Here is a 26,318-nt window from a genome sequence, read left to right as displayed (position 1 = left end):
AGGGCTCCGGCGGCGGTCGCCCGCCCGGAATCCGGCTCCTGGCCGCTTGCCGTTTCTGACGTTGACTTGATGACTGACTTGATGACTGGCTCGATGACCGACTCGTTGGCCGAGCCGATGACCGAGCCGTTGACCGGCGTGATCACTGGCTCGCTTGCTTGGCCGCTGGTCGGCCTCGTGGCTGTTGACGACAGATTCAGGGTGACTCCTGCCCGGCCGTTCCGTGCGAACACCCACGGATTCGCCAGGATCCGTGTGACGCTGGTAACGTATTGGTCACAGAGTGACAACTGGCACATAACGTTCGCACCGTCGACGCGCCACCGGCGCACAACCGTTTCCGCGCCGACCGCCGTCACGCCCGGCTCAGTCGGCCAGGGCCGCTTCCAGCGTCTCGTGGACGGTGAAGACGGCGTCGGCGCCCGTGATCTCGAACACCCTGGCCACGACCGGCAGCATGGCCGCGAGGTGCACCCCACCCCCCGCGGCCTCGGCTTTCAACCGGGCCCCCAGGAGCACGTTCAGCCCCGTGGAGTCACAGAACTCCAGCCGTGAGCAGTCGACCACGAGCCGTGAGAACCCCTGCTCCACGCAGCCCTCGAGCGGCTCGCGCAGCAGATCGGCGGTGTGGTGGTCCAGCTCACCCGCCGGGGTCACGACGGCACTGCGGCCCTCCTTGCGGACTTCGACCAGAAGTCGGCCCCTGTGTGCGCTGCCGACCGTCCCGCGGTCCATGCCGTCACTCTCTTCCGACCGTCGTGGCTGATACAGGCGCGTGCGGTGGCACGCGATGACGCCCTTGAACATTACGCCTTCCCTACGCCCCGGGGTACCCGAACATCCCCCCGAATTCGGACATTTCTCCCCAGAGCGCACTTGCGACCCCGCGCCGGAAGCGGGTAGGGGTAGAAGGGACATCAATCGACCCGGACGGCCATGGAGGCGCCGCACACCGCAGTGCACGTAGTGGCATCGGCAGCCATATGCCGAGAACGATGGAGGAGACCATGTCACCCCGGCTCGACGAATCGCGTACTGACCAAGCGACGTCGACACCCCCGGCAGCCCCGGCGGCCCTGGCGGCCCCGCCAGACCGCCCCGAGACCCCCCACCACCCCTCCGCGACGGCCCCGCCGTCCACCGACGAGCCCCAGGAGCGCCCGGACGAGGGGCGCGAGCAGCTCGCGGACCTCCCCGAGATCCCGCCGTACGACGAAGTGGGACCGCTGGACGCGCGGGCCCTGTCCAAGACCCTCTTCGAACGTCTCGAATCCCTCGAAGAAGGCACCCACGAACACGCCTACGTCCGCAACACCCTGGTCGAACTGAACCTGGCCCTGGTGAAGTTCGCCGCCTCCCGGTTCCGCTCCCGCAGCGAGCCGATGGAGGACATCATCCAGGTCGGCACGATCGGCCTCATCAAGGCCATCGACCGGTTCGAGCTGAGCCGCGGCGTCGAGTTCCCCACCTTCGCGATGCCCACGATCGTCGGCGAGATCAAGCGGTTCTTCCGCGACACGTCGTGGTCGGTGCGCGTCCCCAGGCGCCTTCAGGAGCTCCGCCTCGACCTCGCCAAGGCGGGCGACGAGCTGGCCCAGAAGCTCGACCGCGCGCCGACGGTGGCCGAGCTGGCCGAGCGCCTCGGCCTCTCCAACGACGAGGTCATCGAGGGGATGGCCGCGTCCAACGCCTACACGGCCAGCTCGCTCGACGCACAGCCCGAGGAGGACGACTCCGAAGGCGCGCTCGCCGACCGCATCGGCTACGAGGACCACGGGCTCGAAGGCATCGAGTACGTCGAGTCGTTGAAGCCGCTGATCGCCGAACTCCCGCCGCGCGACCGGAAGATCCTCTCGCTGCGCTTCGTGGCGAACATGACCCAGTCCGAGATCGGCGAGGAGCTGGGCATCTCCCAGATGCACGTCTCCCGGCTGCTCTCGCGCACGCTGGTGCGCCTGCGCAAGGGCCTGACGGTCGAAGAGTGACGACGGTCGAGGATAACGACGAGTAACGGCGGTCGAGGAGTAGCGACGGTCGAGGAGTGACGCCGACGCCGCCCGCGTCGTGCCGGTGAAACGCCCCGTGGGGCCCGCCTGTTGAGGCGGGCCCCACGGCCGTTTCCCCCATGTTTCCCCATGTCCCGGCGTACGGCGGCCGGTTCAGCGCACGCGGGTGCCGCGCTGCCACACGTGCGACACCAGCGGGACGCCGGGGCGATACGCCAGGTGGACATGGCTCGGGGCGTCCAGCAGCGCCAGGTCGGCGCGGGCGCCCGGGGTGAGGCGGCCGACGTCCGTGCGGCGCAGGGCCGCCGCGCCGCCCGCCGTCGCCGACCAGAGCGCCTCGTCCGGGGTCATGCCCATGTCCCGTACGGCGAGGGCGACGCAGAACGGCACGGACGACGTGAACGACGAGCCGGGGTTGCAGTCCGTCGACAGCGCCACGGTCGCGCCCGCGTCGAGCAGGCGGCGCGCGTCGGGCCACTCGGCGCGGGTGGAGAACTCCGCGCCGGGCAGCAGCGTGGCGACCGTGTCGCTGTGGGCGAGCGCGTCGACGTCGGCGTCGGTGAGGTGGGTGCAGTGGTCGGCGGACGCGGCGTCCAGCTCCACGGCGAGCCGCACGCCGGGGCCGTGGCCGAGCTGGTTGGCGTGCACGCGCGGGTGCAGGCCCTTCGCCTTGCCCGCCGTGAGGATCGCCCGCGCCTGGTCGCCGTCGAAGGCGCCCTTCTCGCAGAACACGTCGATCCAGCGGGCGTACGGGGCGCACGCGTCCAGCATCGGGCCGGTGACCAGGTCGACGTAGGCCGCCGGGTCGTCGGCGTAGTCCGGGGACACGATGTGCGCGCCGAGGTAGGTGACCTCGTCGGTGTGCCGCGCGGCGATGCGCAGTGCGCGGGCCTCGTCCTCGACCGTGAGGCCGTACCCCGACTTCGTCTCGAAGGTCGTGGTGCCCTGGAGCAGGGCCTCGCGCAGGTAGCGGGCGACGTTCGCGTCGAGCTGCTCGTCGGTGGCGGCGCGGGTCGCGGCGACCGTGGTGCGGATGCCGCCCGCCTCGTAGGGGCGGCCCTCCATGCGGGCGTTGAACTCCTGGGTGCGGTCGCCCGCGAAGACGAGGTGGGAGTGGGAGTCGACGAAGCCGGGGATGGCCGCGCGGCCCTCCGCGTCGTACGCGGTGTCCGTCGGCGGGGCCTTGTGGGTGGGGCCCACCCAGGCGACCCGGGGGCCCTCCAGGACGACGGCCGCGTCCTTGACCAGGCCCAGCTTGCCCTCTCCGAGGGCGGGGTCGTTGGTGACGAGGCTGGAGATGTTGGTGATGGCGGTACTCATCGGGTCCTGTCCGTCGTGTGTGATCCTTCGCGGGGCGCCCCTTGCTGGCGGGGGCGCCCAGCACCCCCGAGAATCGGCCTTCGGCCTCGTCCTCAGACGCCGGACGGGCCGGAACTCCGCCGCGACCGGCACCATCAAGCCCGTCTGACGCTTGAGGACGAGGCGCGGGGCGCCAGTGGGGCGGGGCGCGCGCCCCGCCGGGTCAGCGCAGCGCCGCCACCGCCTTCGCCAGCGCCGCCGGAACATCCGCGACCCTCGTGTGCGCGCCGTCCCGGACCACCTGCCGCCCCCCGACCACCGTGTGCCGCACATCCGCCGCCCCGGCCGCGAACACCGCTACCTCCGCCGCGAGCCGCGGCACGGCCCCGGCCGTCCGCACGGAGTCCAGCGCGACGGTGGTGAAGTCGGCGAGCGCCCCGGCGGCGAGCACCCCGGCGTCCGGCCAGCCGAGCGCCGCGTGGCCGTCCGCGGTGGCCGCCCGCAGCAGCGCGCCCGCGGTCCAGTGGCCCCGCGTGCGCGACCGCAGCCGCTCGTTCAGCTCCAGGGCGCGGGCCTCCTCGAAGAGGTCGATGACGGCGTGGCTGTCGCTGCCGAGGGACAGCGGGCTGCCCGCCCGCTGGAGGGCGGGCGCGGGCCCGATGCCGTCGGCGAGGTCGCGCTCGGTGGTCGGGCACATGCAGGTGCCGGTGCCGGTGCCGCCGATGAGGGCGATGTCCTCGTCGGTGAGGTGGGTGTTGTGGACGCCGGTGGTGCGCGCCCCGAGCACCCCGTGGTCGGCGAGCAGCCGCGCGGGCGTGCACCCGTGCACGGCGAGGCAGGCCTCGTTCTCGGCGGTCTGCTCGGAGAGGTGGACGTGCAGCGGGGCGCCCCGCTGGGCGGCCCACTCGGCCACCGTGCCCAACTGCCGGGCGGGCACGGCCCGCACGGAGTGGATGGCCGCGCCCACGCGCGCGTGCTCGCGGTCTTTCAGGAGCGCGGCCCGCTCGGCCCACGCCTCCGCCGTCCCGTCGGAGAAGCGCAGCTGGTGGCGGTTCGGCGGCTCGCCCTCGGTGGCGCCGCGCAGGCCGGAGGCCACGTACGCGGTGTCGAGGAGCGTGATGCGGATGCCCGCGTCGGCGGCGGCCGCGATGAGGGCCTCGCCCATGGCGTTGGGGTCGGCGTAGGGCGTGCCGCCGGGCGCGTGGTGCAGGTAGTGGAACTCGCCGACGGCGGTGATCCCGGCGAGGGCCATCTCGGCGTACACGGCGCGGGCGAGCGCGTGGTACGTGTCCGGGGTGAGCCGGTCGGCCACGGAGTACATGACCTCGCGCCACGTCCAGAACGTGCCGCTGCCGACCTGCACGGTGGAGCGCAGCGCCCGGTGGAAGGCGTGCGAGTGGGCGTTGGCCAGGCCCGGCAGGGTCAGGCCGCGCAGCACGGTCGCGCCGGGCGGCGGGGCGTCGACGCCGGTGCGGACGGCGGCGATCGTCCCGTCCGCGCCCACGTCGAGCGCCACGCCCGGCTCGACGTGGGTCTCCAGCCAGGCGTGCTCCGCCCAGTACGTCTGCGTCACCGGCACGCCAGGCCCTCCAGTACGTCGGCGAGTGCGCGCACGCCCGCCACGCAGTCGTCCTCGGCCGCGAACTCGGCCGGGGAGTGCGAGACGCCCGTGGGGTTGCGCACGAACAGCATGGCGGTCGGGACCGAGGCGGACAAAATGCCCGCGTCGTGTCCGGCGCCGGTGCCGAGCACGGGCACGTCCCGGCCGGTGCGCCCGCGCAGGATCGCGCCCAGCTCGTCGCGCAGCGCGTGCTGGAACTCGATGACCGGGGTGAAGGACTCCCGTACGACGGCGAGGTCGACGCCGTGCCGGTCGGCGTGCGCGCGGGCCTCCTTCTCGATGCCCGTGACGACCGTGTCGAGGGTGTCCTGGTCGGGGGCGCGCGAGTCGAGCCAGGCGCGCACCAGGGACGGGATGGCGTTGACGCCGTTGGGCTCGACGGAGATCTTGCCGAACGTGGCGACGGCGCCCGCGAGTTCGGCCTCGCGGCGGGCGGCGAGGACGGTCTCGGCGTAGCTGAGCATGGGGTCGCGGCGGTCGACGAGGCGGGTGGTGCCCGCGTGGTTGGCCTCGCCCCGGAAGTCGAAGCGCCAGCGGCCGTGCGGCCAGATGGCGCTGGCGACGCCCACCGGGTCGCCGGTCAGGTCCAGGGCGCGGCCCTGCTCCACGTGCAGCTCGACGAACGCGCCGATACGGGCGAGGCGTTCGGGGTCGGGGCCGATCGCCTCCGGGTCGTACCCGGCGGCCTCCATCGCCTCCGGCAGGCGTACGCCGTCGGCGTCGCGCAGCTCGTACGCCTGCTCCTTGGTGAGCTGCCCGGCGGTCAGCCGGGAGCCGACGCAGGCCAGGCCGAAGCGGGCGCCCTCCTCGTCGCCGAAGTTGGTGACGGCGAGCGGGCGGGTGAACTCCGCTCCCCTGGCGCGGAGTTCGTCGAGCGCGGCGAAGGCCGACACCACGCCCAGGGGGCCGTCGAAGGCGCCGCCGTCGGGGACGGAGTCCAGGTGGGAGCCGGTGACGACGGCGTCCCCGGCGGCCGGGTCGCCGAGCCAGGCCCACTGGTTGCCGTTGCGGTCCGTCTCGTAGGCGAGGCCCCGGGACTCGGCCTGCTCCTGGAACCAGGTGCGGCAGTCGGCGTCGGCGCCGGTCCAGGCGGAGCGCCGGTAGCCGTGGGTGTGGGGGTGGCGGCCGATGGGGCTGAGGTCGCGCCACATCTGCTGGAAGGAGGGGGATTTTCCCAAGCCCGCCCCTTCCCGAAACCAGGGGGCTCCGCCCCCTGGACCCCCGCTCCTCAAACGCCGGAGGGGCTGAATATTCAGCCCGTCCGGCGTTTGAGGACGAGGCCGAAGGCCGATTGGGCGACGCGCTCACTGCCCCTCCCTCATCGGCACACGCACGCCACGCTCGGTTGCCACCGAGTCCGCGGACTCGTACCCGGCGTCGACGTGGCGGATGACACCCATCCCGGGGTCGTTGGTGAGCACCCGGCGGATCTTCTCGCCCCCGAGCTTGGTGCCGTCGGCGACGGTGACCTGGCCCGCGTGGATGGAGCGGCCCATGCCGACGCCGCCGCCGTGGTGCAGGGAGACCCAGGAGGCGCCCGAGGCGACGTTGACCATGGCGTTGAGCAGGGGCCAGTCGGCGATGGCGTCGGAGCCGTCCTTCATGCCCTCGGTCTCGCGGTACGGGGAGGCGACGGAGCCGCAGTCGAGGTGGTCGCGGCCGATGGCGAGGGGGGCCTGGAGCTCACCGGAGGCGACCATGTCGTTGAAGCGCTCGCCCGCGCGGTCGCGCTCGCCGTAGCCGAGCCAGCAGATGCGGGCCGGGAGGCCTTGGAAGTGGACGCGCTCGCCCGCCATCTTGATCCAGCGGTGCAGGGACGCGTTTTGAATGGACTCAGCCTCGGGGAAGAGGTCCAGGATGGCCCGGTCCGTCTTGTGGATGTCGGAGGCCTCGCCGGACAGGGCCGCCCAGCGGAAGGGGCCCTTGCCCTCGCAGAAGAGGGGGCGGATGTACGCGGGCACGAAGCCGGGGAAGGCGAACGCCCGCTCGTAGCCCGCGAGTTGGGCCTCTCCTCGGATGGAGTTGCCGTAGTCGAAGACCTCGGCACCCGCGTCCATGAAGCCGACCATGGCCTCGACGTGCCGGGCCATGGACTCGCGGGCGTGCTGGGTGAAGCCCGCCGGGTCCTTGGCCGCGTACGAGGCCATGTCGTCGAAGGCCACGCCGACCGGGAGGTAGGACAGCGGGTCGTGGGCGGACGTCTGGTCGGTGACGATGTCGACGGGGGCGCCCTCGGCGAGCATGCGGGGCAGCAGTTCGGCCGCGTTGCCGAGCAGGCCGATGGACAGGGGGCGGCGGGCGTCGCGGGCCTCGGTGGCGAGCCGGAGCGCGTGGTCCAGCGAATCGGCCTTCACGTCCAGGTACTTGTGCTCGATGCGGCGCTCGATGGCGCGGGGGTCGCAGTCGACGCAGATCGCGACGCCGTCGTTCATGGTGACGGCGAGCGGCTGGGCGCCGCCCATGCCGCCGAGGCCCGCGGTGAGGGTGATGGTCCCGGCGAGCGTGCCGCCGAACCTCTTCGCGGCGACGGCGGCGAACGTCTCGTAGGTGCCCTGGAGGATGCCCTGGGTGCCGATGTAGATCCACGAACCGGCCGTCATCTGGCCGTACATGGTCAGGCCGAGGGCCTCCAGGCGGCGGAACTCCTCCCAGTTGGCCCAGTCGCCGACCAGGTTGGAGTTGGCGATGAGCACGCGCGGCGCCCACTCGTGGGTCTGGAGGACGCCGACGGGGCGGCCGGACTGGACGAGCATCGTCTCGTCCTGCTTCAGGGTCTTCAGGGTGCGCACCATCGCGTCGAAGGAGCGCCAGTCGCGGGCCGCCTTGCCCGTGCCGCCGTAGACGACGAGCTTGTCCGGGTGCTCGGCGACCTCCGGGTCGAGGTTGTTCTGGAGCATCCGCAGGGCGGCCTCCTGCTGCCATCCCAGGGCGCTCAGCTCGGTGCCGCGCGGCGCTCGTACAGGGCGGGGTCCTGACATGGCGGGTGCCTCCTCCGGCTTTGTGACCTTGTTATTCACATCCTGGAGCCGTGAATAGGGCTAGTCAATAGCGTCGTACGGACGACGGGCCCGGGGGTCGGATGATTGCCTGGACCCATGGGTCACGATCACGAAGCCGAAGCTCTGGGCACGGACGAGCGGGCCACCGGGCCCGGTAGGGACGACGGCGGGGCGCGGGGCGCGTACGACGCGAGGCGGGTGCGGAAGCCCGGCGGGCCCGTCGGCCCGGACGACGCGACGCGGGTGCTGGAGCGGACCCCGGACGCGTCCGGCGACACCGCGAGCGCGGACGACACCACGCAGGTGCTGGAACAGGCCCCAGGCGGCCCCGGCGGCCCAGGCGTCCCGCCCGGCGCGGGCGGCGCCCCGCAGGTCCTGGAGCCGCGCCCGAGCGGCCCCGGCGCGGCGGCCGGACCGCCCAAGCCGGGGGCACCCCCGGCGCCCCGGCCCCCGCTCAAGGCGCCCCCGCCAGCGAAGGCGCCCCCGCCAGACACCGCGCTCCCGCCAGCGAACGTCGTGACCAAGCCGTCCGCGCCGCCGTCGAGCAGGGCCTCGTCGGGGCGGACGCGCCGCTCGTCGGGCTGCTGGACGTCGCGGGGATCCGGGCCTCCGCCGCCGCTCTGCGGGACGCGTTCGCGGAGGTCACGGCGCCGGGGACGCCCGTGCTGCATGCCTTCGCGGTGAAGGCGACGCCTCTGGTGCCGGTGCTGCGGCTGCTGTACGACGCGGGCGTCGGCGCCGAGGTCGCGAGCCCCGGCGAGCTGGCCCTGGCCCGCGCCGCCGGGATACCGACCACGCACACCGTCCTCGACTCCCCCGCCAAGACCCCCGCCGAGCTGCGCGAGGCGCTCGCGCTGGGCATCGCCGTCAACGCCGACAACGCCCAGGAGCTGGCCAGGATCGACGCCCTGGTCCGCTCCGCGCCCACCCGCTCCCCGCTCGGCGTACGGGTGAACCCGCAGGTCGGCGGCGGCTCCATCGGCGCGCTCTCCACGGCCACCGCGACCTCCAAGTTCGGCGTGCCGCTGCGGGACGAGGGGGCGCGCCAGTGGCTGGTGCGGGCGTATCTGGACCGGCCCTGGCTGACCCGGCTGCACGCGCACTCCGGCTCCCAGGGCATGGCCCTGGACCGGCTGGCCGAGGGCATCGCGGCGGTGTACGCGCTCGCCGAGGAGGTCAACGCCCGCGCGGGCCGCCGCCAGATCGACACCCTCGACATCGGCGGCGGACTGCCCGTCAACTTCCGCTCGGACGAGGAGAGTCCGACCCACGCCGCGTACGCCCGGCTGTTGCGCGACCGCGTGCCCGGCCTGTTCGACGGCCGCTACGGCCTGGTCACCGAGTTCGGCCGCTCCCTGCTCGCCAAGCACGGGACGCTGCTCACGCGGGTCGAGTACGTGAAGTCGGCGGGCGGCCGCCCCATCGCGCTGACGCACGCGGGCGTGCAGGTGGCGACCCGTACGGCGTACGCGCCCGCGTCCTGGCCGCTGCGGATCGCCGCGTACGACGCCGACGGCCGCCCCAAGCGGGGCGCGGCCGTCGGCCACGACGTCGCGGGCCCGGCGTGCTTCGCGGGCGACCTGCTCGCCGAGGACCACCCGCTGCCGCCCCTCGAAGCGGGCGACCACGTGGCGGCGCTCGACACCGGCGCGTACTACTTCGCGCAGCACTACTCGTACAACAGCCTGCCCCGGCCCGCGATCCACGGCTACGCGGTGGGCGCGGACGGCGGCGTCCGCTTCTCCCTGGTGCGCCCGGCGCAGAGCGTCGAGTCGATCGTCGCCGAGTCGGGCGGCCCGGCGCGGGACGCGCTGCGCGGGCTGTGAGGAACGCGGTGCGGCGGCTGTGCGCGGGGCGTACGGTGGTGCGGGTGAGCCGCGAGCGTACGGCGGCCGCACCGCCCGCACCCTCTGAGGTTGCTCAACTCCCGCATCCTCGGGGCGGAGCGCGGGCAGAGGTCCCTTCCCGGCAGCCATGTCCTCGGGGGAGGCTCCTGTGACGACGTCCGGAACGAGCAGCACCACCGCACCCGTACCCGCCGAAGAGCCCGGCCTGCGCCGCGTCCTCGGCCCCAAGCTGCTGATCCTCTTCGTGATCGGCGACATCCTCGGCACCGGCATCTACGCCACCACCGGCAAGGTCGCGGGCAAGGTGGGCGGCGCGCTGTGGGTGCCGTTCCTGATCGGCTTCGTGGTGGCGATCCTGACGGCGGCCTCGTACGTGGAGCTGGTCGGCAAGTACCCGAAGGCGGCCGGGGCCGCGCTGTACGCGCAGAAGGCGTTCAAGGTCCCCTTCCTGACCTTCATCATCGCGTTCATGGTGATGTGCTCGGGCCTGTCGTCGGCGAGCGCGGCGGCGCGCGCCTTCAGCGGCGACTACCTGGGCGAGCTGACGAACGACGCGCTGTCGCCGACGCTCATCGCGATCCTCTTCATCCTGGCCCTCGCGGCGCTGAACCTGCGGGGCGTGTCGGAGTCCGTGAAGACCAACGTCGTGCTGACGCTGGTGGAGCTGACCGGGCTCCTGATCATCCTGGCGATCGGCGCGTGGGCGGTGCTCACGGGCGACGGGGAGCCGTCACGCCTGACCGAGTTCGAGACCAGCGGCAGCGGCTACGCGCTGCTGACCGGCGTCCTCGGCGCCACCGCCCTCGGGTTCTTCGCGTTCGTCGGCTTCGAGGACTCGGTGAACATGGCCGAGGAGACCAAGGACCCGCAGCGCACGTTCCCGCGGGCGATCTTCATCGGCGTCGCCGTGACCGGCACGATCTACGTCCTGGTGGCCCTGGTGTCGTCCCTCCTCGTCGACCACAAGACCCTGGAGGGCTCCAGCGGACCGCTGTTGGAGGTGGTGAAGGCCGGGGGCGTCGACTTCCCGCACAAGCTCTTCGCCCTGATCGCCCTGTTCGCGGTCACCAACTCCGCGCTGATCAACATCATGATGGCGTCCCGGCTGTGCTACGGCATGGCCAACGAGCGCATCCTGCCGCGCGCCATGGGCCGGGTCCTGGCGCGCCGCCGCACGCCCGTCGTGGGCATCGCCTTCGTCTCCCTGCTCGCCATCGGCCTCGTGTCCACCGGGGAGATCGAGGGGCTCGGCGACACCACGGCGTTCCTGCTGCTGTGCGTGTTCGCGGTGGTCAACGTGGCGGTGCTGGTGCTGCGCCGGGACCGCGTGGAGCACGCGCACTTCCGCACGCCGACGGCACTGCCCGTCCTGGGCGCCCTCACCGCCCTGATCCTCGCCAGCCCCCTGGCGGACCGCCCCGCCGACGTCTACATCCGCGCCGGGGTGCTGGTCGCGATCGGCGTGGCCCTGTGGGCCCTGAACAAATTGGCGCTGCGGGCAGGCGCCTAGCCCGGGCCCGCGGTTCAAGCCCGTCCGGCGTTTGAGGACGAGGCGCGGAGCGCCGATGGAGGCGGGGGTGCCGGGGGCGGCAGCCCCCTGGTTTCGGTGAAGGGGCGGGGCTGGGGCGTCCCGCGAGGGGGCGTCACTCGACGAACAGGCCCCGCTCCGCCGCCCCCGCGTCGAACTCCTCCAGACGGGCCTGCGCGTCCGGCAGCGCGTCACACATCGCTTCGAGAAGGACCCGCCCCAGCAGCATGGGAGCGCACGCCGTGTCGAAGGCGAGCCCGGTGCCCACGGCGGCGGGCAGCAGCAGATCGGAGTGGGCCGCCACCGGCGCGAAGGCGGAGTCGGCGACCGTCACCACGGTCAGCCCGGCGCCGCGCGCGTACGCGAGGGCGTCGACCACCTCCCGGGGGTGCCGCGGCAGCGCGAAGCACAGCAGCACCCCGGCCCCCGCCCGCACCGCCGCGTCGATCCGGTCGGCCAGCATCGAGCCGCCCTCGTCGAGCAGCCGCACATCGGGGTGGACCTTGGCGGCGAAGTAGGCGAAGCCGCGGGCCTGGGCGGCGGCGGCGCGCAGGCCGAGCACCGGCAGCGGGCGCGAGGAGGCCAGCAGCCGCCCGGCGCGCTCGACCGGCCCGGGGTCGGCGAGCAGCTCCGCGAGGTGCCGCAGGTTCTCGACCTCGGCCTGGACCGCCTGCTGGTACTCGTTGAGCGCCGTGTCCCCCGGCGCCTCAGCGGGCGCCACGTCCCGCAGGTGGCGCCGCAGCGCCGGGTAGCCGTCGAAGCCGAGCGCGACGGCGAAGCGGGTGACGGACGGCTGGCTGACCCCGGCCAGCTCGGCCAGCTCCACGCTGGACAGGAAGGGCGCGTCGGCGGCGCGCCGCACCATGCAGTGGGCGATGCGCCGCTGCGTGGGCGTCAGCCGGTGCCCCTCGAAGAGCACCTGGAGCCGCGCCGCCGGACTGTCACTCATGCCGTGCTCCTCGCGCGGTACGCCTTGTGCGGTGCTCGCCATCCGGCACCCCTCCCCGGGTCATCGGCGCCCTCTTCCTCGGACGCTCGGGTTCCGTCCCCGTTTTCGTACCGGACCATTGACAAACTATTCAGCCACCAAGAACTCTGCATGACCATATACAGCCGGGCAAGGTGAGGACGGCAGCACCATGGCAGAGCCCACGACATCCGCGAAATCGCTCGTGGAACGCCGCTCCATCGATGTCGTCCCGGACGAGGAGCGGCACGGCACCGCGTTCAGTCAGTTCACCCTGTGGCTGGGGGCCAACCTCCAGATCACGGCGGTCGTCACGGGCGCGCTCGCGGTCGTCTTCGGCGGCGACGTCGTGTGGTCGATCGTCGGGCTCGCCCTCGGCAACGTCCTCGGGGGCGCCGTGATGGCGCTGCACTCCGCGCAGGGCCCGAAGCTGGGCCTGCCGCAGATGATCCAGTCCCGCGCCCAGTTCGGGGTGCGCGGCGCCGTCGTACCGCTGCTGCTCGTCATCCTGATGTACGTCGGCTTCTTCGCCAGCGGCAGCGTGCTGGCCGGGCAGGCCACGGCCGAGCTGACGCACACGGGCGACACCACCGGCATCGTCCTGTTCGCGGCGGTCACGGCGGTGACGGCGGCGGTCGGCTACCGCGTGATCCACGCCCTCGGCCGGGTGGCCAGCGTGGTGTGCGCGGCGGCCTTCGTCTATCTGGGCATCCGCCTGTTCGACCGCGTGGACGTCTCCGCGCTCCTCTCCGACGCCCGCTTCGACCTGCCGGTGTTCCTGCTCGCGATCTCGCTCTCGGCGTCCTGGCAGCTGGCCTTCGGCCCGTACGTCGCGGACTACTCGCGCTATCTGCCGCGCGCCACGTCGGGCCGGGCCACGTTCTGGTGGACCCTGTCCGGCTCGGCGCTCGGCTCCCAGGCGTCGATGACGTTCGGGGTGTTCGTGGCGGCGAGCGCGGGCGCGGCGTTCATGGACCACCAGGTCGCGTACGTCGTGGGGCTCGGCGGCACCGGGCTGGTCGCGTCCTGCCTGTACTTCGTGATCGCCCTCGGCAAGCTGACCATCAACGTCCTCAACACCTACGGCGGCTTCATGTCGATGGTGACGAGCATCGGCGGCTTCCGCCCCCAGACGTCCCTGTCGCCGCGCGGCCGGGCCGCGTACATCGCCCTGATCATGCTCGCGGGCACCACGGTGGCGCTGCTCGGCAAGGACAGCTTCCTGACCTCGTTCAAGGACTTCCTGCTGTTCCTGCTGACGTTCTTCACTCCCTGGTCGGCGATCAACCTGGTGGACTTCTACCTGATCTCCAAGGAGCGCTACGACGTCCCCGCCCTGTTCGACCCGCACGGCCGCTACGGCGCCTGGCGCTGGGACGCGCTGACCGTGTACGCCGTCGGCCTGCTCGCCCAACTCCCCTTCCTCGTCACGCACTTCTACACCGGCCCGCTCGTGGACCCCCTCGGCGGCGCGGACATCTCGTGGATCGTGGGCCTCGCCGTCCCGGCGGCGCTGTACTGGCTGATCGCCCGGCGCGGCGGCGGTCCGGGGGTGGAGCCCAGGGCGGAAAGGGGGTTAGCCCCACTGCCGAGGGTGCGCCCACTGCGTACCGTGGGCGGTATGGAAGCCCCACGTGACGCCGAACTCAAGAAGGAACTCGACGCCGCCCTGCACGTGCGCAAGGACCTCGGCGAAGAGTATGAGTCCGCGCTGGTCGACTCGTTCCTCGAAAAGATCGAGAAGCGCCTGGACGGCACGATCGACCGCCGGATGCGCCGTCACCTGGCCGAGCAGCAGATGATCGTCGCCCGCGGCGCCCGCGACCCGGGCGGCGTCGACTCCTGGGGCGAGCGCTTCGGCTTCGGCATCGTCTCGCTCATCCTCGCGATCCCCCTGTCCGCGATCGGCGTGGTCAACGCGGGCCTCTCCGGCCTGTTCGTCACGTGGTTCGGCATCGTCGGCGTCAACGCGGTCCACGCGGCGAGAGGCACGGGTCTCTTCTCCCTCCTGAGGGAGAAGAGCCGCAAGCCAACCTGGGACGACTGACCCCGAACCACGGCCAAGGCCTGTCCACCGTTTGAGGCAGACCGCGCCAATTCAAGCCCGCCCAGCGTTTGAGGCCGAGCGCGACATTCAAGCCCGTCCGGCGCTTGAGGACGAGCGCGCCAGCGCGACATTCAAGCCCGTCCGGCGTTTGAGGACGAGGCGCGAAGCGCCGACAGACCAAGCCCGTCCGGCGCTTGAGGACGAGCGCGCCAGCGCGACAATCGAGCCCGTCCGGCGCCTGAGGACGAGGCGCGAAGCGCCGACACCCCCGAGGCCCCCCGCCAGGGGACCGCCGCACCTCCGGCCGCAAGGCCAGGGGGCGGGACGACGGCGGTCCCCGCGAGGAGCGGCACGCGCCGGGTCAAGGCCAGCGCGGCGCTCCGGCGTCGAAGGAGGGTCCGGGAGCCGCTCCGGAAGTTCCCGACGCCACACCTCCACAGTGCCCGACCTGTGTTAAGCGGGCGCTGCGCGAACGTGTCACGCACGTACCGTTTCCGCGAAGTCCCGTCACATCGGGGACCGGTCACTCCGGGGCCCCGGCGCTCCCGGGCGGGTGTCAGTTGCCCTGCTGCTCCGCGAGGAACGCCAGCAGGTCCTGGCGGCTCACCACACCGGTCGGCTTGCCCTCGACGAGGACGATCGCGGCGTCGGCGTCACCGAGCACCGACATCAGGTCGCCGACGGGCTCGCCGGAGCCGACCTGCGGCAGCGGGGCGGACATGTGCTTCTCCAGCGGGTCGTGCAGCGACGCCCGCTGCGTGAACAGCGCGTCGAGCAGTTCCCGCTCCACGACCGACCCGATGACCTCGGCCGCCATCACGTCGGGGTGCCCGGCGCCCGGCTTCACGATCGGCATCTGCGAGACCCCGTACTCGCGCAGCACCTCGATGGCCTCGCCGACGGTCTCCTCCGGGTGCATGTGGACCAGGGACGGCAGCGCGCCGCCCTCCTTGCGGCGCAGCACGTCGCCGACGCGCGGCTGGTCACCGGCCTCCTCCAGGAAGCCGTAGTCGTTCATCCACTCGTCGCTGAAGATCTTGCTCATGTAGCCGCGGCCGCTGTCGGGAAGGAGTACGACCACGACGTCGTCCGGGCCGAGCCCCTCGGCGGCGCGCAGCGCGGCGACGACGGCCATGCCGCAGGACCCGCCCACGAGCAGGCCCTCCTCCTTGGCGAGGCGGCGGGTCATCTGGAAGGAGTCCTTGTCGGACACGGCGATGATGTCGTCGGTGACGTTCCGGTCGTAGGCGGTCGGCCAGAAGTCCTCGCCGACGCCCTCCACCAGGTACGGCCGCCCGGAGCCGCCGGAGTACACCGAGCCCTCGGGGTCGGCGCCGATGACCTTGACCTTGCCGCCGGAGACCTCCTTGAGGTAGCCGCCGGTGCCGGAGATGGTGCCGCCGGTGCCGATGCCCGCGACGAAGTGGGTGATCTTCCCCTCCGTCTGGGCCCACAGCTCGGGGCCGGTCGAGTGGTAGTGGGACAGCGGGTTGTTGGGGTTGGAGTACTGGTCGGGCTTCCAGGCGTCCGGGATCTCGCGTACGAGGCGGTCGGAGACGTTGTAGTACGAGTCGGGGTGCTCGGGGTCGACGGCGGTCGGGCAGACGACCACCTCGGCGCCGTACGCCCGCAGCACGTTGATCTTGTCAGTGGAGACCTTGTCCGGGCAGACGAAGACGCACTTGTAGCCCTTCTGCTGGGCCACGATGGCCAGGCCCACGCCGGTGTTGCCGCTGGTCGGCTCGACGATGGTGCCGCCGGGGCGCAGCTCGCCGCTGGCCTCGGCCGCCTCGATCATGCGCAGCGCGATGCGGTCCTTCACGGAGCCGCCGGGGTTGAAGTACTCAACCTTCGCGAGCACCGTCGCCTTGAGGCCCGCGGTCACGCTGTTGAGGCGTACCAGCGGGGTGTCGCCGACGAGGCTGATCATCGAGTCGTGGAAATGCACCGTTGTCTCCGTCTTCCCGGGGTGTCCGGCCTGCGAGCCGTGCGGGGCCGAGGTGCCCGCACGGAGTGTTCCCTGTTTTCGGTAGCGGTCAGCCTACGGCTCCATCTGTTCCCTTCACCTCCCCCGGCGATTGGCCGACCTGTCTGACGGGGCAATGACTGGGTGTACGGGACGTACGGGGCGAACGGCCCCACAGGACGTGACTGAGGTGGCAACGGGGCGATGTCGAGGGCGAGGGTGGCGCGGCGGATCGCCGCGGGCGCGGCGTACGGCGGCGGAGGCATCGGGCTGCTCGGCGCGGCCACGGTCGGTGTGGTCCTCGCCGAGGTGCAGCTGGCGAAGCGGTCCGTGGGCAACGGCGGGCACGGGGCGCCGCCGCGGGCCGACGGGCGGTACGGGTCGGCCCTCGCGGGGCTCGGCGGGCCCGGGGCCGAGCCGCTGCGGTTCGCCATGCTGGGTGACTCCACGGCCGCGGGGCTCGGGGTGCACCGGTCGCGGCAGACGCCCGCGGCGCTGCTGGCCTCCGGGCTCGCGGCGGTGGCCGAGCGGCCGGTGGACCTGCGGGTGGTGGCGAAGGCCGGGGCGCAGTCGGACGACCTCGACCGGCAGGTCACGCTGGTCCTGTCCGACGAGACGGGGTGGGTGCCCGACGTGTGCGTGATCATGATCGGGGCCAATGACGTGACGCACCGGATGCCGCCGACGCGGTCGGTGCGGCTGCTGTCCGCGGCCGTGCGCAGGCTGCGCACCGCCGGTGCCGAGGTGGTCGTCGGGACCTGCCCCGACCTCGGCACCATCGAGCCCGTGTACCAGCCGCTGCGGTGGCTGGCCCGCCGGGTGTCGCGGCAGCTGGCCGCCGCGCAGACCATCGGGGTGGTGGAGCAGGGCGGGCGGACCGTGTCGCTCGGGGACCTGCTCGGGCCGGAGTTCGCGGCGAACCCGCGGGAGCTGTTCGGGCCGGACAACTACCACCCCTCGGCGGAGGGGTACGCCACCGCCGCGATGGCCGTGCTGCCCACGCTGTGCGCGGCGCTCGGGCTGTGGCCGGAGGAGGAGCGGCCGGACGCCTCCCGGCGGGAGGGGTTCCTGCCGGTGGCGCGGGCGGCGGCGCGGGCCGCGTCCGAGGGCGGTACGGAGGTGGCGGGCGCGATGCGCTCGGGGCCGCGGGGGCCTTGGGCGCTCCTCAAGCGCCGGCGGCGGCGGCGCATCCAGGCGCCGGATCCGGCACCCATCCCCTGACCGGGGGGCGGCGGGGCCCTGCCCACCCGCCCGCCCGGCACCGCCCTCGCGGACGTGGACGCCCCTCGTGGGGGCTGACCTCCGTCGGCGACTGCCGGTCCGTGGGTGGTTTCCTCTCCCACCCGCCCACCCGGCGCCGCCCCCACGGACGTGGACGCTCCCCGTGGGCGCTGACCGCCATCGGCGACTGCCGGTCCGCGGGTGGCACCGCCCCCGCAGTACCGATGCCCCCACCAGGGTCGGGGGCGGGTGGGCGGGGAGAGGCCGGTGCTCCGGGGGTGGGGCCACCTGCCAGGCCCTTGGGATCTCCGCGGTACGCGGCACGCGGCGCGCGGCACGTGATGAGCGGACGCTTAGGAATGCGGCCCGTGTCACAGGGGCGAGACGGTGACCCGGAGGGATACGGGCGGGTAACTTCCCTGGGAGTCCCGCCCCTTGCCCCGGAGGGGCACCCCGGCCCCCAGGAGTCCAGCGATGCCCGAAGCCGTGATCGTCTCCGCCGCCCGTTCCCCGATCGGCCGTGCCTTCAAGGGCTCGCTGAAGGAGCTGCGCCCCGACGACCTGACCGCCACGATCATCCAGGCCGCCCTGGACAAGGTCCCGGCCCTCGACCCGAGGGACATCGACGACCTGATGCTGGGCTGCGGCCTCCCCGGCGGGGAGCAGGGCCACAACCTGGGCCGCGTCGTCGCCGTACAGATGGGCATGGACCACCTGCCGGGCTGCACCATCACCCGCTACTGTTCGTCCTCGCTCCAGACGTCCCGCATGGCGCTGCACGCCATCAAGGCGGGCGAGGGCGACGTCTTCGTCTCGGCGGGCGTCGAGATGGTCTCGCGGTCCGTGAAGGGCACCTCCGACGGCCTCCCGGACACCCACAACCCCCTCTTCGCCGACGCCGAGGCCCGCACCGCGGCCCGCGCCGAGCAGACCGGCACCGACTGGCACGACCCGCGCGAGGACGGCCTCGTGCCGGACGCGTACATCGCGATGGGCCAGACCGCGGAGAACCTCGCCCGCTTCAAGGGCATCACCCGCGAGGAGATGGACGAGTTCGGCGTCCGCTCGCAGAACCTCGCCGAGAAGGCCATCGCGCAGGGCTTCTGGGAGCGCGAGATCACCCCGGTGACGCTCCCCGACGGCACGGTCGTCAGCAAGGACGACGGCCCGCGCGCGGGCGTCACCCTGGAAGGCGTCCAGGGGCTGAAGCCCGCCTTCCGCCCCGACGGCCTGGTCACGGCGGGCAACTGCTGCCCGCTCAACGACGGCGCCGCCGCCCTCGTGATCATGTCGGACACCAAGGCCCACGAGCTGGGCCTGACCCCGCTGGCCCGGATCGTGTCGACCGGCGTCTCGGCGCTCTCCCCCGAGATCATGGGGTACGGCCCGGTCGAGGCCAGCAAGCAGGCCCTGGGGCGCGCCGGGCTCACCATCGGCGACATCGACCTGGTCGAGATCAACGAGGCCTTCGCCGCGCAGGTCATCCCCTCCTACCGCGACCTGGGCGTCCCCCTGGACAAGCTGAACGTCAACGGCGGCGCGATCGCCGTCGGCCACCCCTTCGGCATGACCGGCGCCCGCATCACCGGCACCCTGATCAACAGCCTCCAGTTCCACGACAAGCAGTTCGGCCTGGAGACCATGTGCGTCGGCGGCGGCCAGGGCATGGCCATGGTCATCGAACGCCTCAGCTAACCCTCCACTCGTTCGTGACCCAATCTCCCCCAGGATGTGACCAATCTCCTGGGGGAGCGGCAAGTACCCAGTTCAGAGCGTTTTCACGGCGGAACGGCGGGCCGAAAGTCCTGTCCAATTCGTGACGTAATGCACTGACAGTGGGACGGTGCGGGCTTCAAGCTGATGTAGGAAGTCGGGGGTCGACTTGAAACCGGGAGTACGTCAGTGAGCGCCATGCATCTTGCCTTGCTGCTCTCCGCGGCCGCCGCCACGGCCGTGGGCGCCGCTTCCCTGCACACCGTGCGGGGCCTGCGGAAGCAGATCACGGACCTGCGTACGGAGCTCGCCGAGAGCCGTGCCGCGGCGGGCCGCGCCGCGGTGCCCGCGGCGCGCGCCACGGTCGACACCGACGAGATACGGGCCGCGGTCGCCGACGCCCTCGCCGAGGAGCGGGAGCGGGAGCTGGCCGAGGCCCGCGCGTTCTGGGCCGCCCAGGAGGCCCGGGACATCGCGGACGCGCCCTCGCTGCTCGGCGGGCTGCCGGAGAGCGTCGCCGACGAGCTGTTCCTGCCGCGCCAGGCCGACTTCGTGGGGCTGGAATCGGACAGTCTGGAACCGGTCGTGGAGCCGTTCGCCGACCCCGCCGTGGAGGAGCCCGCGGGCGAGTCCGCGGAGCTGGCCGCGGCCCGGCGCCGCCACCCCTCGCACCCCGACTTCGTCCCGGTGCAGCCCCCCGCGGGCGCCGACCACGAGCGCACGGTGGCCTGCCTGGAGGAGCTGGCCGACGCCCGCACGGCCCTCGCCGACGTCCGCCCCGGCCCCCTCGGCACGCTCGACGTGTACGTCTTCGCGGACGGTACGACGCTGTGCATGACGCCGGGCCACCGCGAGACCGCGGAGCTGCTCGCCGCCGCCCTGCGGGACGGTGAGACGCCGGTCCTCCTCGGCGGCTCGGGCGTCTCGGGCGCGTACGCCCTGACCTTCGCCTGCGGCAAGGAGAACGTCTACATCCTCGCCGACCGGGTCATCGCCTCGGCCTGATCCCGGCGGGGCCCCGAGGGGCCGCCCGCGTCGCACCGGGCGGTCGTGAGCGAGACCCCCGACCCACCCGCAGCCGCCAACGACGCACAACCCCAGCAGGGGGCGCCCGCCCAGCACCAAGCGGTCGCAGGCGGGCGGGTGGGCAAGGAAAACCCCACACACCCGCAGCCGCCAACAGCGCACAACCCCAGCAGGGGGCGCCCGCCCAGCACCAAGCGGTCACAGGGGGGCGGGTGGGCAAGGAAAACCCCACACACCCGCAGCCGCCAACGGCGCACAACCCCAGCAGGGGGCGCCCGCCCAGCACCAAGCGGTCACGGGCGGGCGGGTGGGCAAGGAAAACCCCACACACCCGCAGCCGCCAACGACGCACAACCCCAGCAGGGGGCGCCCGCCCAGCACCAGGCGGTCACGGGCGGGCGGGTGGGCGAGGGCACCGCTTCAGACACCGGCCCGTGCCATCGCCTCGGTGACCAGCCGCACCGCCTCCCCCACCTCCTCCTCGTCCCGGAGCACCAGCGCCAAGTCCCGCCCCGCCACGGTGATCTGATCCGCCGCCGCGAACATCCCGGCGTCCGGCATCCGCCGCGGCTCCTGCTGCGGCGCCTCCCGCAGCTGCGCCCGCACGGCCAACTCCCGCGCGAGTTCCAGCGCTTCGGCGGCCGCCCCGCGCTGGAGCCGGGACTGGGGCGCGGCCCGCAACCGGTCGGCGAATCGGTCCACGGCCAAGATCAAAGGCGTCGTATCGAGCACGGAGCGACCCTACGCGGCGAGCCGGGACTGTTGCCAATGTCCGAACGCTCAGGCACGGTGGCGTGAAGGACGGACCACATCGAACGCGTCCGGAGGCGCCGATGTCCCAAGTCTTCTCCGAGGAGACCCACCGGAATCTGCTCGCTCGCATCCCGCACTGCACAGGCCGTGAAGTCTCCGACTGGCTCCGCACCGTCGACGAGGGCCCCTCCCTCTTCCGCTTCGAGGAGAAGGTGAGCTGGCTCCGCGGAGAGCACAACCTCGCCTACGGCCACGCCAAGGCGATCATCCACGAGTACGACCTCAGGCGCGCCGCGCGCAAACTGGGCTGACTCGCGGAGCCGTACCGTACGACAACCCCCGATCAGTCGATCAACCCCCGATCCAGGCCCTGGTCCACCCCGGGCCATCCCCCGATCCATCGATACGACACACGGCAAAGGGCCCGCGGAAGTGTTCCGCGGGCCCTTCGACCGTCAGTCGGCTACGGCTGCCGTACGTCCGTCGCGTCAGTCGTTCCCCTGGAGGATCGCGATCAGGCGCAGGAACTCCAGGTAGATCCAGACCAGCGTCATCGTGAGGCCGAAGGCGGCGAGCCAGGCCTCCTCGCGCGGGGCGCCGTACGCGATGCCGTCCTCGACCTGCTTGAAGTCCAGGGCCAGGAAGCACGCGCCGAGCAGCACGCCGATGATGCCGAACATGATGCCGAGGCCGCCGCTGCGGAAGCCGAGGCCGTCACCGCCGCCGAACACGGCGAACAGCAGGTTCACCGCCATCAGCAGGACGAAGCCGAGGGCCGCGGCCATCACGAAGCCGTAGAAGCGGCGGTTGACGCGGATCCAGCCCGCCTTGTACGCGACGAGGACCGCGACGAACACGGCCATCGTGCCGAGCACGGCCTGCATGGCCGCGCCGCTCGCGATGCGGTTGTCGACGACGCTGGAGACGACGCCGAGGAAGACGCCCTCCAGGGCGGCGTACGCCAGGATCAGCGCCGGGGACGCCTTGCGCTTGAAGGACTGGACGAAGCCGAGGACCATCGCGACGAGACCGGCGCCGATCGCGATGCCGTACGACTTGCCGATGTTGGCGTCGTCGACGGGGAGCAGCGCCCAGGCGAGCGCGGCCGTCACGACGAGGACACCCAGCGTGGTGGCCGTACGCATGACGACGTCGTCCATCGTCATGCGGCCGGTGGTGGCCGGGGCGCCCGGGGCGCCGAGGCCCTGCTGGGCGTACGGGTTGGTGGGGGCCTGCTGGCCCGCGTACGGGTTGCCCGTGGCGTACGGGTTGCCGGACTGCGTCCCCACGGCGGCGGGTCCCCCGGCCTGCGGCTGCGCGTTGAAGCCCGCATAGCCGTTGTCGCGGCTGAACCCCCGTCGCGAGAAGACCGGGTTACTGCTCCTCATTTCACTCCTCCATGGCCACCGTGCGTGGCTTTGGGTTCAAGGGTAATGCGTAGGCAAAAGGATGTGCCTAGTGCTTGGGGAGGATCTTCCCTTCCCGCCTGGCCGGAGTCTCCTCCTTATGTCTTTCACCGTGCTTTACCTGCCTGGGGAACGTCCGGCACACGGTCCTCTGTTCCCACGATCGCGGGGGTTGACCCGACGGAGTGTGGGCCACGTCACGGTACGCCGTCCAGGGGAGCGCCGGTATAGGCGTCGGCCAGCTCCGCGCGGGCCGCGCGGCAGGTGGCGATCCGGTCGAGCCGGGCGCGCTGGAGGCGGCCGTCGAAGGGCGTCGCTTCGGGGTGGCGGTGCAGCAGCGTCGTCATGGTGTGGGCGAAGCGCTCGGCCTGCCAGACGCGGTCGAGGCAGGTCGCGGAGTAGGCGTCGAGGAGCGCGGAGTCGCCCCGGTGCACGGCGGCGGTGAGCGCGCGGGCGAGGGTGACGACGTCGGCGACGGCCAGGTTGAGGCCCTTGGCGCCGGTCGGCGGCACGATGTGCGCGGCGTCCCCGGCGAGGAGGAGGCGACCGTGGCGCATCGGCTCGTGGACGAAGGAGCGCATCGGGGTGACGGACCGGGCGGTGATCGGGCCGCGCTTGAGACGCCAGCCGTCGCCGGTCTCCAGGCGGCGGTCCAGCTCGTCCCAGATCTCCGCGTCGCTCCAGGAGGCGGGGTCGGTGCCTTCGGGGACCTGGAGGTAGAGCCGGGAGACCGTGGGCGACCTCAGGCTGAGCAGGGCGAAGCCGCGGTCGTGGCGGGCGTAGACCAGCTCGTCGTGGGAGGGTGGCGCGTCCGCGAGGACGCCCAGCCAGGCGTAGGGGTAGGCGCGCTCGTAGGTGCGGGAGAGGCCGGGCGGGACGGCGGCGCGGGCCACGCCCCAGAAGCCGTCGCACCCGGCGACGTACGCGCACTCCAGGACGTCCTCGCGCCCCTGGTGCCGGAACCGCACGCGCGGCCGGTCCGTGGCGGCGCCCTCCACGGCGAGCGCCTCCGCTTCGAAGAGCAGCGGCTGCCCGTCGCGCAGCCGCAGCGCGATGAGGTCCTTGCACACCTCGGTCTGCGCGTACACGGTCACCGAGCGGCCGCCGGTCAGGGAGGGAAAGTCGACGCGGTGCCGACGGCCGTCGTAGCGCAGCTCGATGCCGTCGTGTCTGAGGCCCTCGCGGTCCATGCGGGCCCCGGCCCCGGCCGCGCGCAGCACGTCGGCGGTGGCCTGCTCCAGGATCCCGGCGCGCTGGCGCCGCTCTACGTAGGCGCGGTCGCGGCGCTCCAGGACGACGCAGTCGACGTCCGCGCCGTGCAGCAGCCTGGCCAGGAGGAGCCCGGCGGGTCCGGCCCCGATGATCGCGACGGTGGTCCGCATCACGGGAGTGTCGGGCGGTGTCCGAGGGGTGTCAACGGGGCGTCCCCGCGACCCGGGCCGCTCCCGCACGCGGGGGGCGTACCCCGAGAGCCCCGCTCGCACCGCGTCCGGCCCGCCCGCTCGCAGCGCGGTTGTCGGCGGCCGCTGCCATGCTGGAAGGAGCCCCGGCACGCGGCGCGGCCCCGGCCACGGCACACCCGTGGCGCGCGGCGCACCCGTGGCACAGCGGACCATCCAGCGAAGGGCCCGACCATGCTGAGCACCACCCCCGTCCCCGGCACTCCGAACTGGCTGGACCTCGGCGCCCCCGACCTGGACGCCGCCGCCGCGTTCTACGGGGCCGTCTTCGGCTGGGAGTACCAGTCGGCGGGCCCCGAGGCGGGCGGGTACGGCTTCTTCCTCCAGGACGGCAGGACGGTCGCGGGCCTCGGCCCGCTGACGGAGCAGGGCGCGGCCTCCGCGTGGACGGTGTACTTCCACGCGGCCGACGCGGACGCCACCGCCAAGGCCGTGGAGCAGGCGGGCGGCACCGTGCGGGTGCCGCCGGGGGACGTGTTCAGCTACGGGCGCATGGCGCAGTTCACGGACCCGGCGGGCGCGGACTTCGCGGTCTGGCAGCCGGGCGACACCCAGGGCATCGAGGCGGTGTCCGTCCCGGGCTCGCTGACCTGGGTGGAGCTGTACACGACGGACGCGGCCGCGGCGAAGGCCTTCTACGGCGCGGTCTTCTCCTGGGAGACGACGGACAACGTGATGGGCCCGGAGCTGACGTACACCGTCCTGGCCCCCTCCGGCGGCGGAGCCGAGGCCGCGCACGGTGGCCTGATGCAGCTCCCCCAGGAGAACCTGGACGCGGGCTCCGCCCCCGAGTGGCATCCGTACTTCGAGGTGGCCGACTGCGACGCGACGGTGGCCCGCGCCACGGAGGCCGGGGCGACGGTGATCATCCCGCCGTCCGACGGCGAGGGCATCGGCCGCTTCGCGATGCTCCTCGACCCGGCGGGCGCGCCGTTCGCGGTCATCAAGAGCGCCACGGCGGAAGGAAGTTGACGGTTCGTCATATGCGCTGTGCATGATCTCCACGCATGGCGCGTTACGTGCTGAAGTACGTGACGGAGGTGCCCGGAACCGGACTTGAACCGGTACGCCCGCGAAGGGCAGCGAGGTTTAAGCTCGCCGTGTCTGCATTCCACCATCCGGGCATGCCGTGGGCTCCGCATCAAGGCTTCGACCCTATCGGGAGGCATCCCCCGAACAGCGGAACGACAGCCCGACGTTGTCTTATTTTATTGACGTCTGAGGGTGCATCAGCGCCTGGTACGCGCCGGTGGTACTTGCCGGAGGCCTGTTGGGCCAGGGGCCTTGGCGGGGCTGGAAATGACGGAATTTAGCTGTCCTCGCGGGCGGCCCGGTAAGCGGTCTCTGCGCCCGCGCGCCCGCCCGTTGCCCCCCTTGCAACGGTGGCAGGAAACGGACGGATCCGCCCCGGTTTCGAGGCGGAAGCAGGGGCCTCCCGGGGGTATGGAGGGTGGCAGGAAGCTGCCATTCCCCTCAGGGGCGCCCGTCATCCCCAGGTATGACATGGCCCCACCGAGTCCGACCGCAGTCGCCCCCGGGAACCGGAACTACGGCTGACTCCCCGCCGCCTGCGGGCCTGGACGATGGAGTACGTCCCCTTCACTCGTCGTCCCGACAGGAGCACCCTCCCGTGACCACCACCACTTCGTACGCCGCCCACGCCACGCAGGTGGCCGCGCGCGCCACGGACCTGTCCAAGGTGTACGGCCAGGGCGAGACCCAGGTGGTCGCCCTGGACCGGGTCACCGTCGAGTTCGGACAGGGCCAGTTCACCGCGATCATGGGCCCCTCGGGCTCCGGCAAGTCCACGCTGATGCACTGCGTCGCGGGACTCGACAGCTTCAGCTCCGGTTCGGTGCGCATCGGCGACACCGAGCTGTCGACGCTCAAGGACAAGCAGCTCACCAAGCTCCGCCGGGACAAGATCGGCTTCATCTTCCAGGCGTTCAACCTGCTGCCGACGCTGACCGCCCTGGAGAACATCACGCTGCCCATGGACATCGCGGGCCGCAAGGTCGACAAGCAGTGGCTGGAGCAGGTCATCTCCATGGTCGGCCTGGCCGGGCGCCTCTCCCACCGGCCCACCGAGCTGTCCGGCGGCCAGCAGCAGCGGGTCGCGGTGGCCCGCGCGCTCGCCTCCCAGCCGGAGATCATCTTCGGTGACGAGCCCACCGGAAACCTGGACTCGCGGTCCGGCGCCGAGGTGCTCGGCTTCCTCCGCAACTCGGTGCGGGAGCTGGGGCAGACGGTGGTGATGGTGACCCACGACCCGGTCGCCGCGTCGTACGCGGACCGCGTGATCTTCCTGGCGGACGGGCGGATCGTGGACGAGATGTTCCAGCCGTCCGCTGAGCGCGTGCTTGACCGGATGAAGGACTTCGACGGTCGGGGCCGCGTCAGCTAGCGCGATATCTGGCAGTGCCTCGTCTGCGGGCCGGTTGTGGCTGGTCGCGCAGTTC

Annotated in this window: 19 protein-coding genes, 1 tRNA gene and 2 pseudogenes; 11 read left to right on the top strand and 11 right to left on the bottom strand. The window is 72.7% G+C overall.

Annotation, left to right across the window (positions count from 1 at the left end; all coding sequences use genetic code 11):
- Positions 1–366: 366 nt before the first annotated feature.
- Entirely contained in the window at positions 367–735 is a 369-nt protein-coding gene (locus tag ACOBQU_RS23035) for an STAS domain-containing protein (RefSeq protein WP_423634658.1), read from the bottom strand.
- 272 nt (positions 736–1,007) lie between these two features.
- Here ACOBQU_RS23035 and ACOBQU_RS23030 point away from each other — a divergent pair, with 272 nt between their 5' ends.
- Entirely contained in the window at positions 1,008–1,985 is a 978-nt protein-coding gene (locus tag ACOBQU_RS23030) for an RNA polymerase sigma factor SigF (protein ID WP_423634657.1), read from the top strand.
- Between the two features lie 174 nt (positions 1,986–2,159).
- Here ACOBQU_RS23030 and hutI read toward each other — a convergent pair whose 3' ends face one another.
- The 4 genes from hutI to hutU form a co-directional block, all read right to left on the bottom strand.
- A complete protein-coding gene (gene hutI / locus ACOBQU_RS23025) occupies positions 2,160–3,326 on the bottom strand; it encodes an imidazolonepropionase (RefSeq protein WP_423629195.1) in 1,167 nt (388 codons plus the stop codon).
- A 202-nt stretch (positions 3,327–3,528) separates the two neighbouring features.
- Positions 3,529–4,878, bottom strand: coding sequence for a formimidoylglutamate deiminase (locus ACOBQU_RS23020; RefSeq protein ID WP_423634655.1), 1,350 nt, complete (start codon positions 4,876–4,878; stop codon positions 3,529–3,531).
- Positions 4,875–6,077, bottom strand: coding sequence for an allantoate amidohydrolase (locus ACOBQU_RS23015; protein ID WP_423634653.1), 1,203 nt, complete (start codon positions 6,075–6,077; stop codon positions 4,875–4,877). The genes ACOBQU_RS23020 and ACOBQU_RS23015 overlap by 4 nt, the downstream gene beginning before the upstream one ends.
- A gap of 153 nt (positions 6,078–6,230) precedes the next feature.
- Positions 6,231–7,904 (bottom strand): urocanate hydratase, encoded by a 1,674-nt coding sequence (gene hutU / locus ACOBQU_RS23010; RefSeq protein ID WP_423629194.1) that lies wholly within the window; start codon positions 7,902–7,904, stop codon positions 6,231–6,233.
- A 518-nt stretch (positions 7,905–8,422) separates the two neighbouring features.
- Here hutU and ACOBQU_RS23005 point away from each other — a divergent pair.
- Both ACOBQU_RS23005 and ACOBQU_RS23000 read left to right on the top strand, forming a co-directional pair.
- A pseudogene (locus tag ACOBQU_RS23005) lies at positions 8,423–9,751 on the top strand (diaminopimelate decarboxylase); the annotation flags it as partial.
- Between the two features lie 148 nt (positions 9,752–9,899).
- Positions 9,900–11,282: an APC family permease gene (locus ACOBQU_RS23000; RefSeq protein WP_423629193.1), complete on the top strand. Its 1,383-nt coding sequence runs from the start codon at positions 9,900–9,902 to the stop codon at positions 11,280–11,282.
- Between the two features lie 133 nt (positions 11,283–11,415).
- Here the strand turns inward: ACOBQU_RS23000 and ACOBQU_RS22995 are convergent, their stop codons facing one another.
- On the bottom strand, positions 11,416–12,249 hold the full coding sequence (locus tag ACOBQU_RS22995) for a MurR/RpiR family transcriptional regulator (RefSeq protein ID WP_423629192.1): 834 nt from the start codon (positions 12,247–12,249) through the stop codon (positions 11,416–11,418).
- A 190-nt stretch (positions 12,250–12,439) separates the two neighbouring features.
- On the opposite strand from ACOBQU_RS22995, the pseudogene ACOBQU_RS22990 reads away from it, so the two are divergent.
- Together ACOBQU_RS22990 and ACOBQU_RS22985 are read left to right on the top strand one after the other, a co-directional pair.
- Positions 12,440–13,804 (top strand): annotated as a pseudogene (locus tag ACOBQU_RS22990) (purine-cytosine permease family protein); the annotation flags it as partial.
- Between the two features lie 84 nt (positions 13,805–13,888).
- Entirely contained in the window at positions 13,889–14,314 is a 426-nt protein-coding gene (locus ACOBQU_RS22985; RefSeq protein ID WP_423634651.1) for a hypothetical protein, read from the top strand.
- A 556-nt stretch (positions 14,315–14,870) separates the two neighbouring features.
- Here ACOBQU_RS22985 and ACOBQU_RS22980 read toward each other — a convergent pair.
- Positions 14,871–16,262: a cystathionine beta-synthase gene (locus ACOBQU_RS22980; protein ID WP_423629191.1), complete on the bottom strand. Its 1,392-nt coding sequence runs from the start codon at positions 16,260–16,262 to the stop codon at positions 14,871–14,873.
- 222 nt (positions 16,263–16,484) lie between these two features.
- On the opposite strand from ACOBQU_RS22980, the gene ACOBQU_RS22975 reads away from it, so the two are divergent.
- From ACOBQU_RS22975 to ACOBQU_RS22965, 3 genes are all read left to right on the top strand, one after another.
- Positions 16,485–17,501, top strand: a complete 1,017-nt coding sequence (locus tag ACOBQU_RS22975) for an SGNH/GDSL hydrolase family protein (protein ID WP_423629190.1) — start codon at positions 16,485–16,487, stop codon at positions 17,499–17,501.
- A gap of 474 nt (positions 17,502–17,975) precedes the next feature.
- Positions 17,976–19,196, top strand: coding sequence for an acetyl-CoA C-acetyltransferase (locus ACOBQU_RS22970; protein ID WP_423629189.1), 1,221 nt, complete (start codon positions 17,976–17,978; stop codon positions 19,194–19,196).
- Between the two features lie 216 nt (positions 19,197–19,412).
- The gene (locus ACOBQU_RS22965) at positions 19,413–20,219 is read left to right on the top strand and encodes a hypothetical protein (RefSeq protein WP_423629188.1); all 807 of its coding nucleotides are present in this window, start codon (positions 19,413–19,415) and stop codon (positions 20,217–20,219) included.
- 441 nt (positions 20,220–20,660) lie between these two features.
- Here the strand turns inward: ACOBQU_RS22965 and ACOBQU_RS22960 are convergent, their stop codons facing one another.
- Positions 20,661–20,972 carry a hypothetical protein gene (locus ACOBQU_RS22960; RefSeq protein ID WP_423629187.1) on the bottom strand — a complete coding sequence of 104 codons (312 nt, stop codon included), beginning with the start codon at positions 20,970–20,972 and terminating at the stop codon, positions 20,661–20,663.
- Between the two features lie 101 nt (positions 20,973–21,073).
- On the opposite strand from ACOBQU_RS22960, the gene ACOBQU_RS22955 reads away from it, so the two are divergent.
- Positions 21,074–21,304 carry a DUF4287 domain-containing protein gene (locus tag ACOBQU_RS22955; protein ID WP_030672559.1) on the top strand — a complete coding sequence of 77 codons (231 nt, stop codon included), beginning with the start codon at positions 21,074–21,076 and terminating at the stop codon, positions 21,302–21,304.
- A 177-nt stretch (positions 21,305–21,481) separates the two neighbouring features.
- Here the strand turns inward: ACOBQU_RS22955 and ACOBQU_RS22950 are convergent, their stop codons facing one another.
- A complete protein-coding gene (locus ACOBQU_RS22950) occupies positions 21,482–22,381 on the bottom strand; it encodes a Bax inhibitor-1/YccA family protein (RefSeq protein WP_423629186.1) in 900 nt (299 codons plus the stop codon).
- Positions 22,382–22,596: 215 nt separating this feature from the next.
- A complete protein-coding gene (locus ACOBQU_RS22945; RefSeq protein WP_423629185.1) occupies positions 22,597–23,781 on the bottom strand; it encodes a 4-hydroxybenzoate 3-monooxygenase in 1,185 nt (394 codons plus the stop codon).
- A 252-nt stretch (positions 23,782–24,033) separates the two neighbouring features.
- Here ACOBQU_RS22945 and ACOBQU_RS22940 point away from each other — a divergent pair, with 252 nt between their 5' ends.
- Positions 24,034–24,831: a VOC family protein gene (locus ACOBQU_RS22940; RefSeq protein WP_423629184.1), complete on the top strand. Its 798-nt coding sequence runs from the start codon at positions 24,034–24,036 to the stop codon at positions 24,829–24,831.
- A 69-nt stretch (positions 24,832–24,900) separates the two neighbouring features.
- Here ACOBQU_RS22940 and ACOBQU_RS22935 read toward each other — a convergent pair.
- A tRNA-Leu gene (locus ACOBQU_RS22935) sits at positions 24,901–24,983 on the bottom strand.
- A gap of 374 nt (positions 24,984–25,357) precedes the next feature.
- Between ACOBQU_RS22935 and ACOBQU_RS22930 the strand changes: the two genes are divergently transcribed.
- Positions 25,358–26,263, top strand: coding sequence for an ABC transporter ATP-binding protein (locus ACOBQU_RS22930; RefSeq protein ID WP_423629183.1), 906 nt, complete (start codon positions 25,358–25,360; stop codon positions 26,261–26,263).
- Positions 26,264–26,318 lie beyond the last annotated feature (55 nt).

The sequence above is a fragment of the Streptomyces sp. G45 genome (assembly GCF_049542095.1).
GTDB lineage: Bacteria > Actinomycetota > Actinomycetes > Streptomycetales > Streptomycetaceae > Streptomyces.
This window is presented reverse-complemented; position numbering and strand designations above follow the sequence as displayed.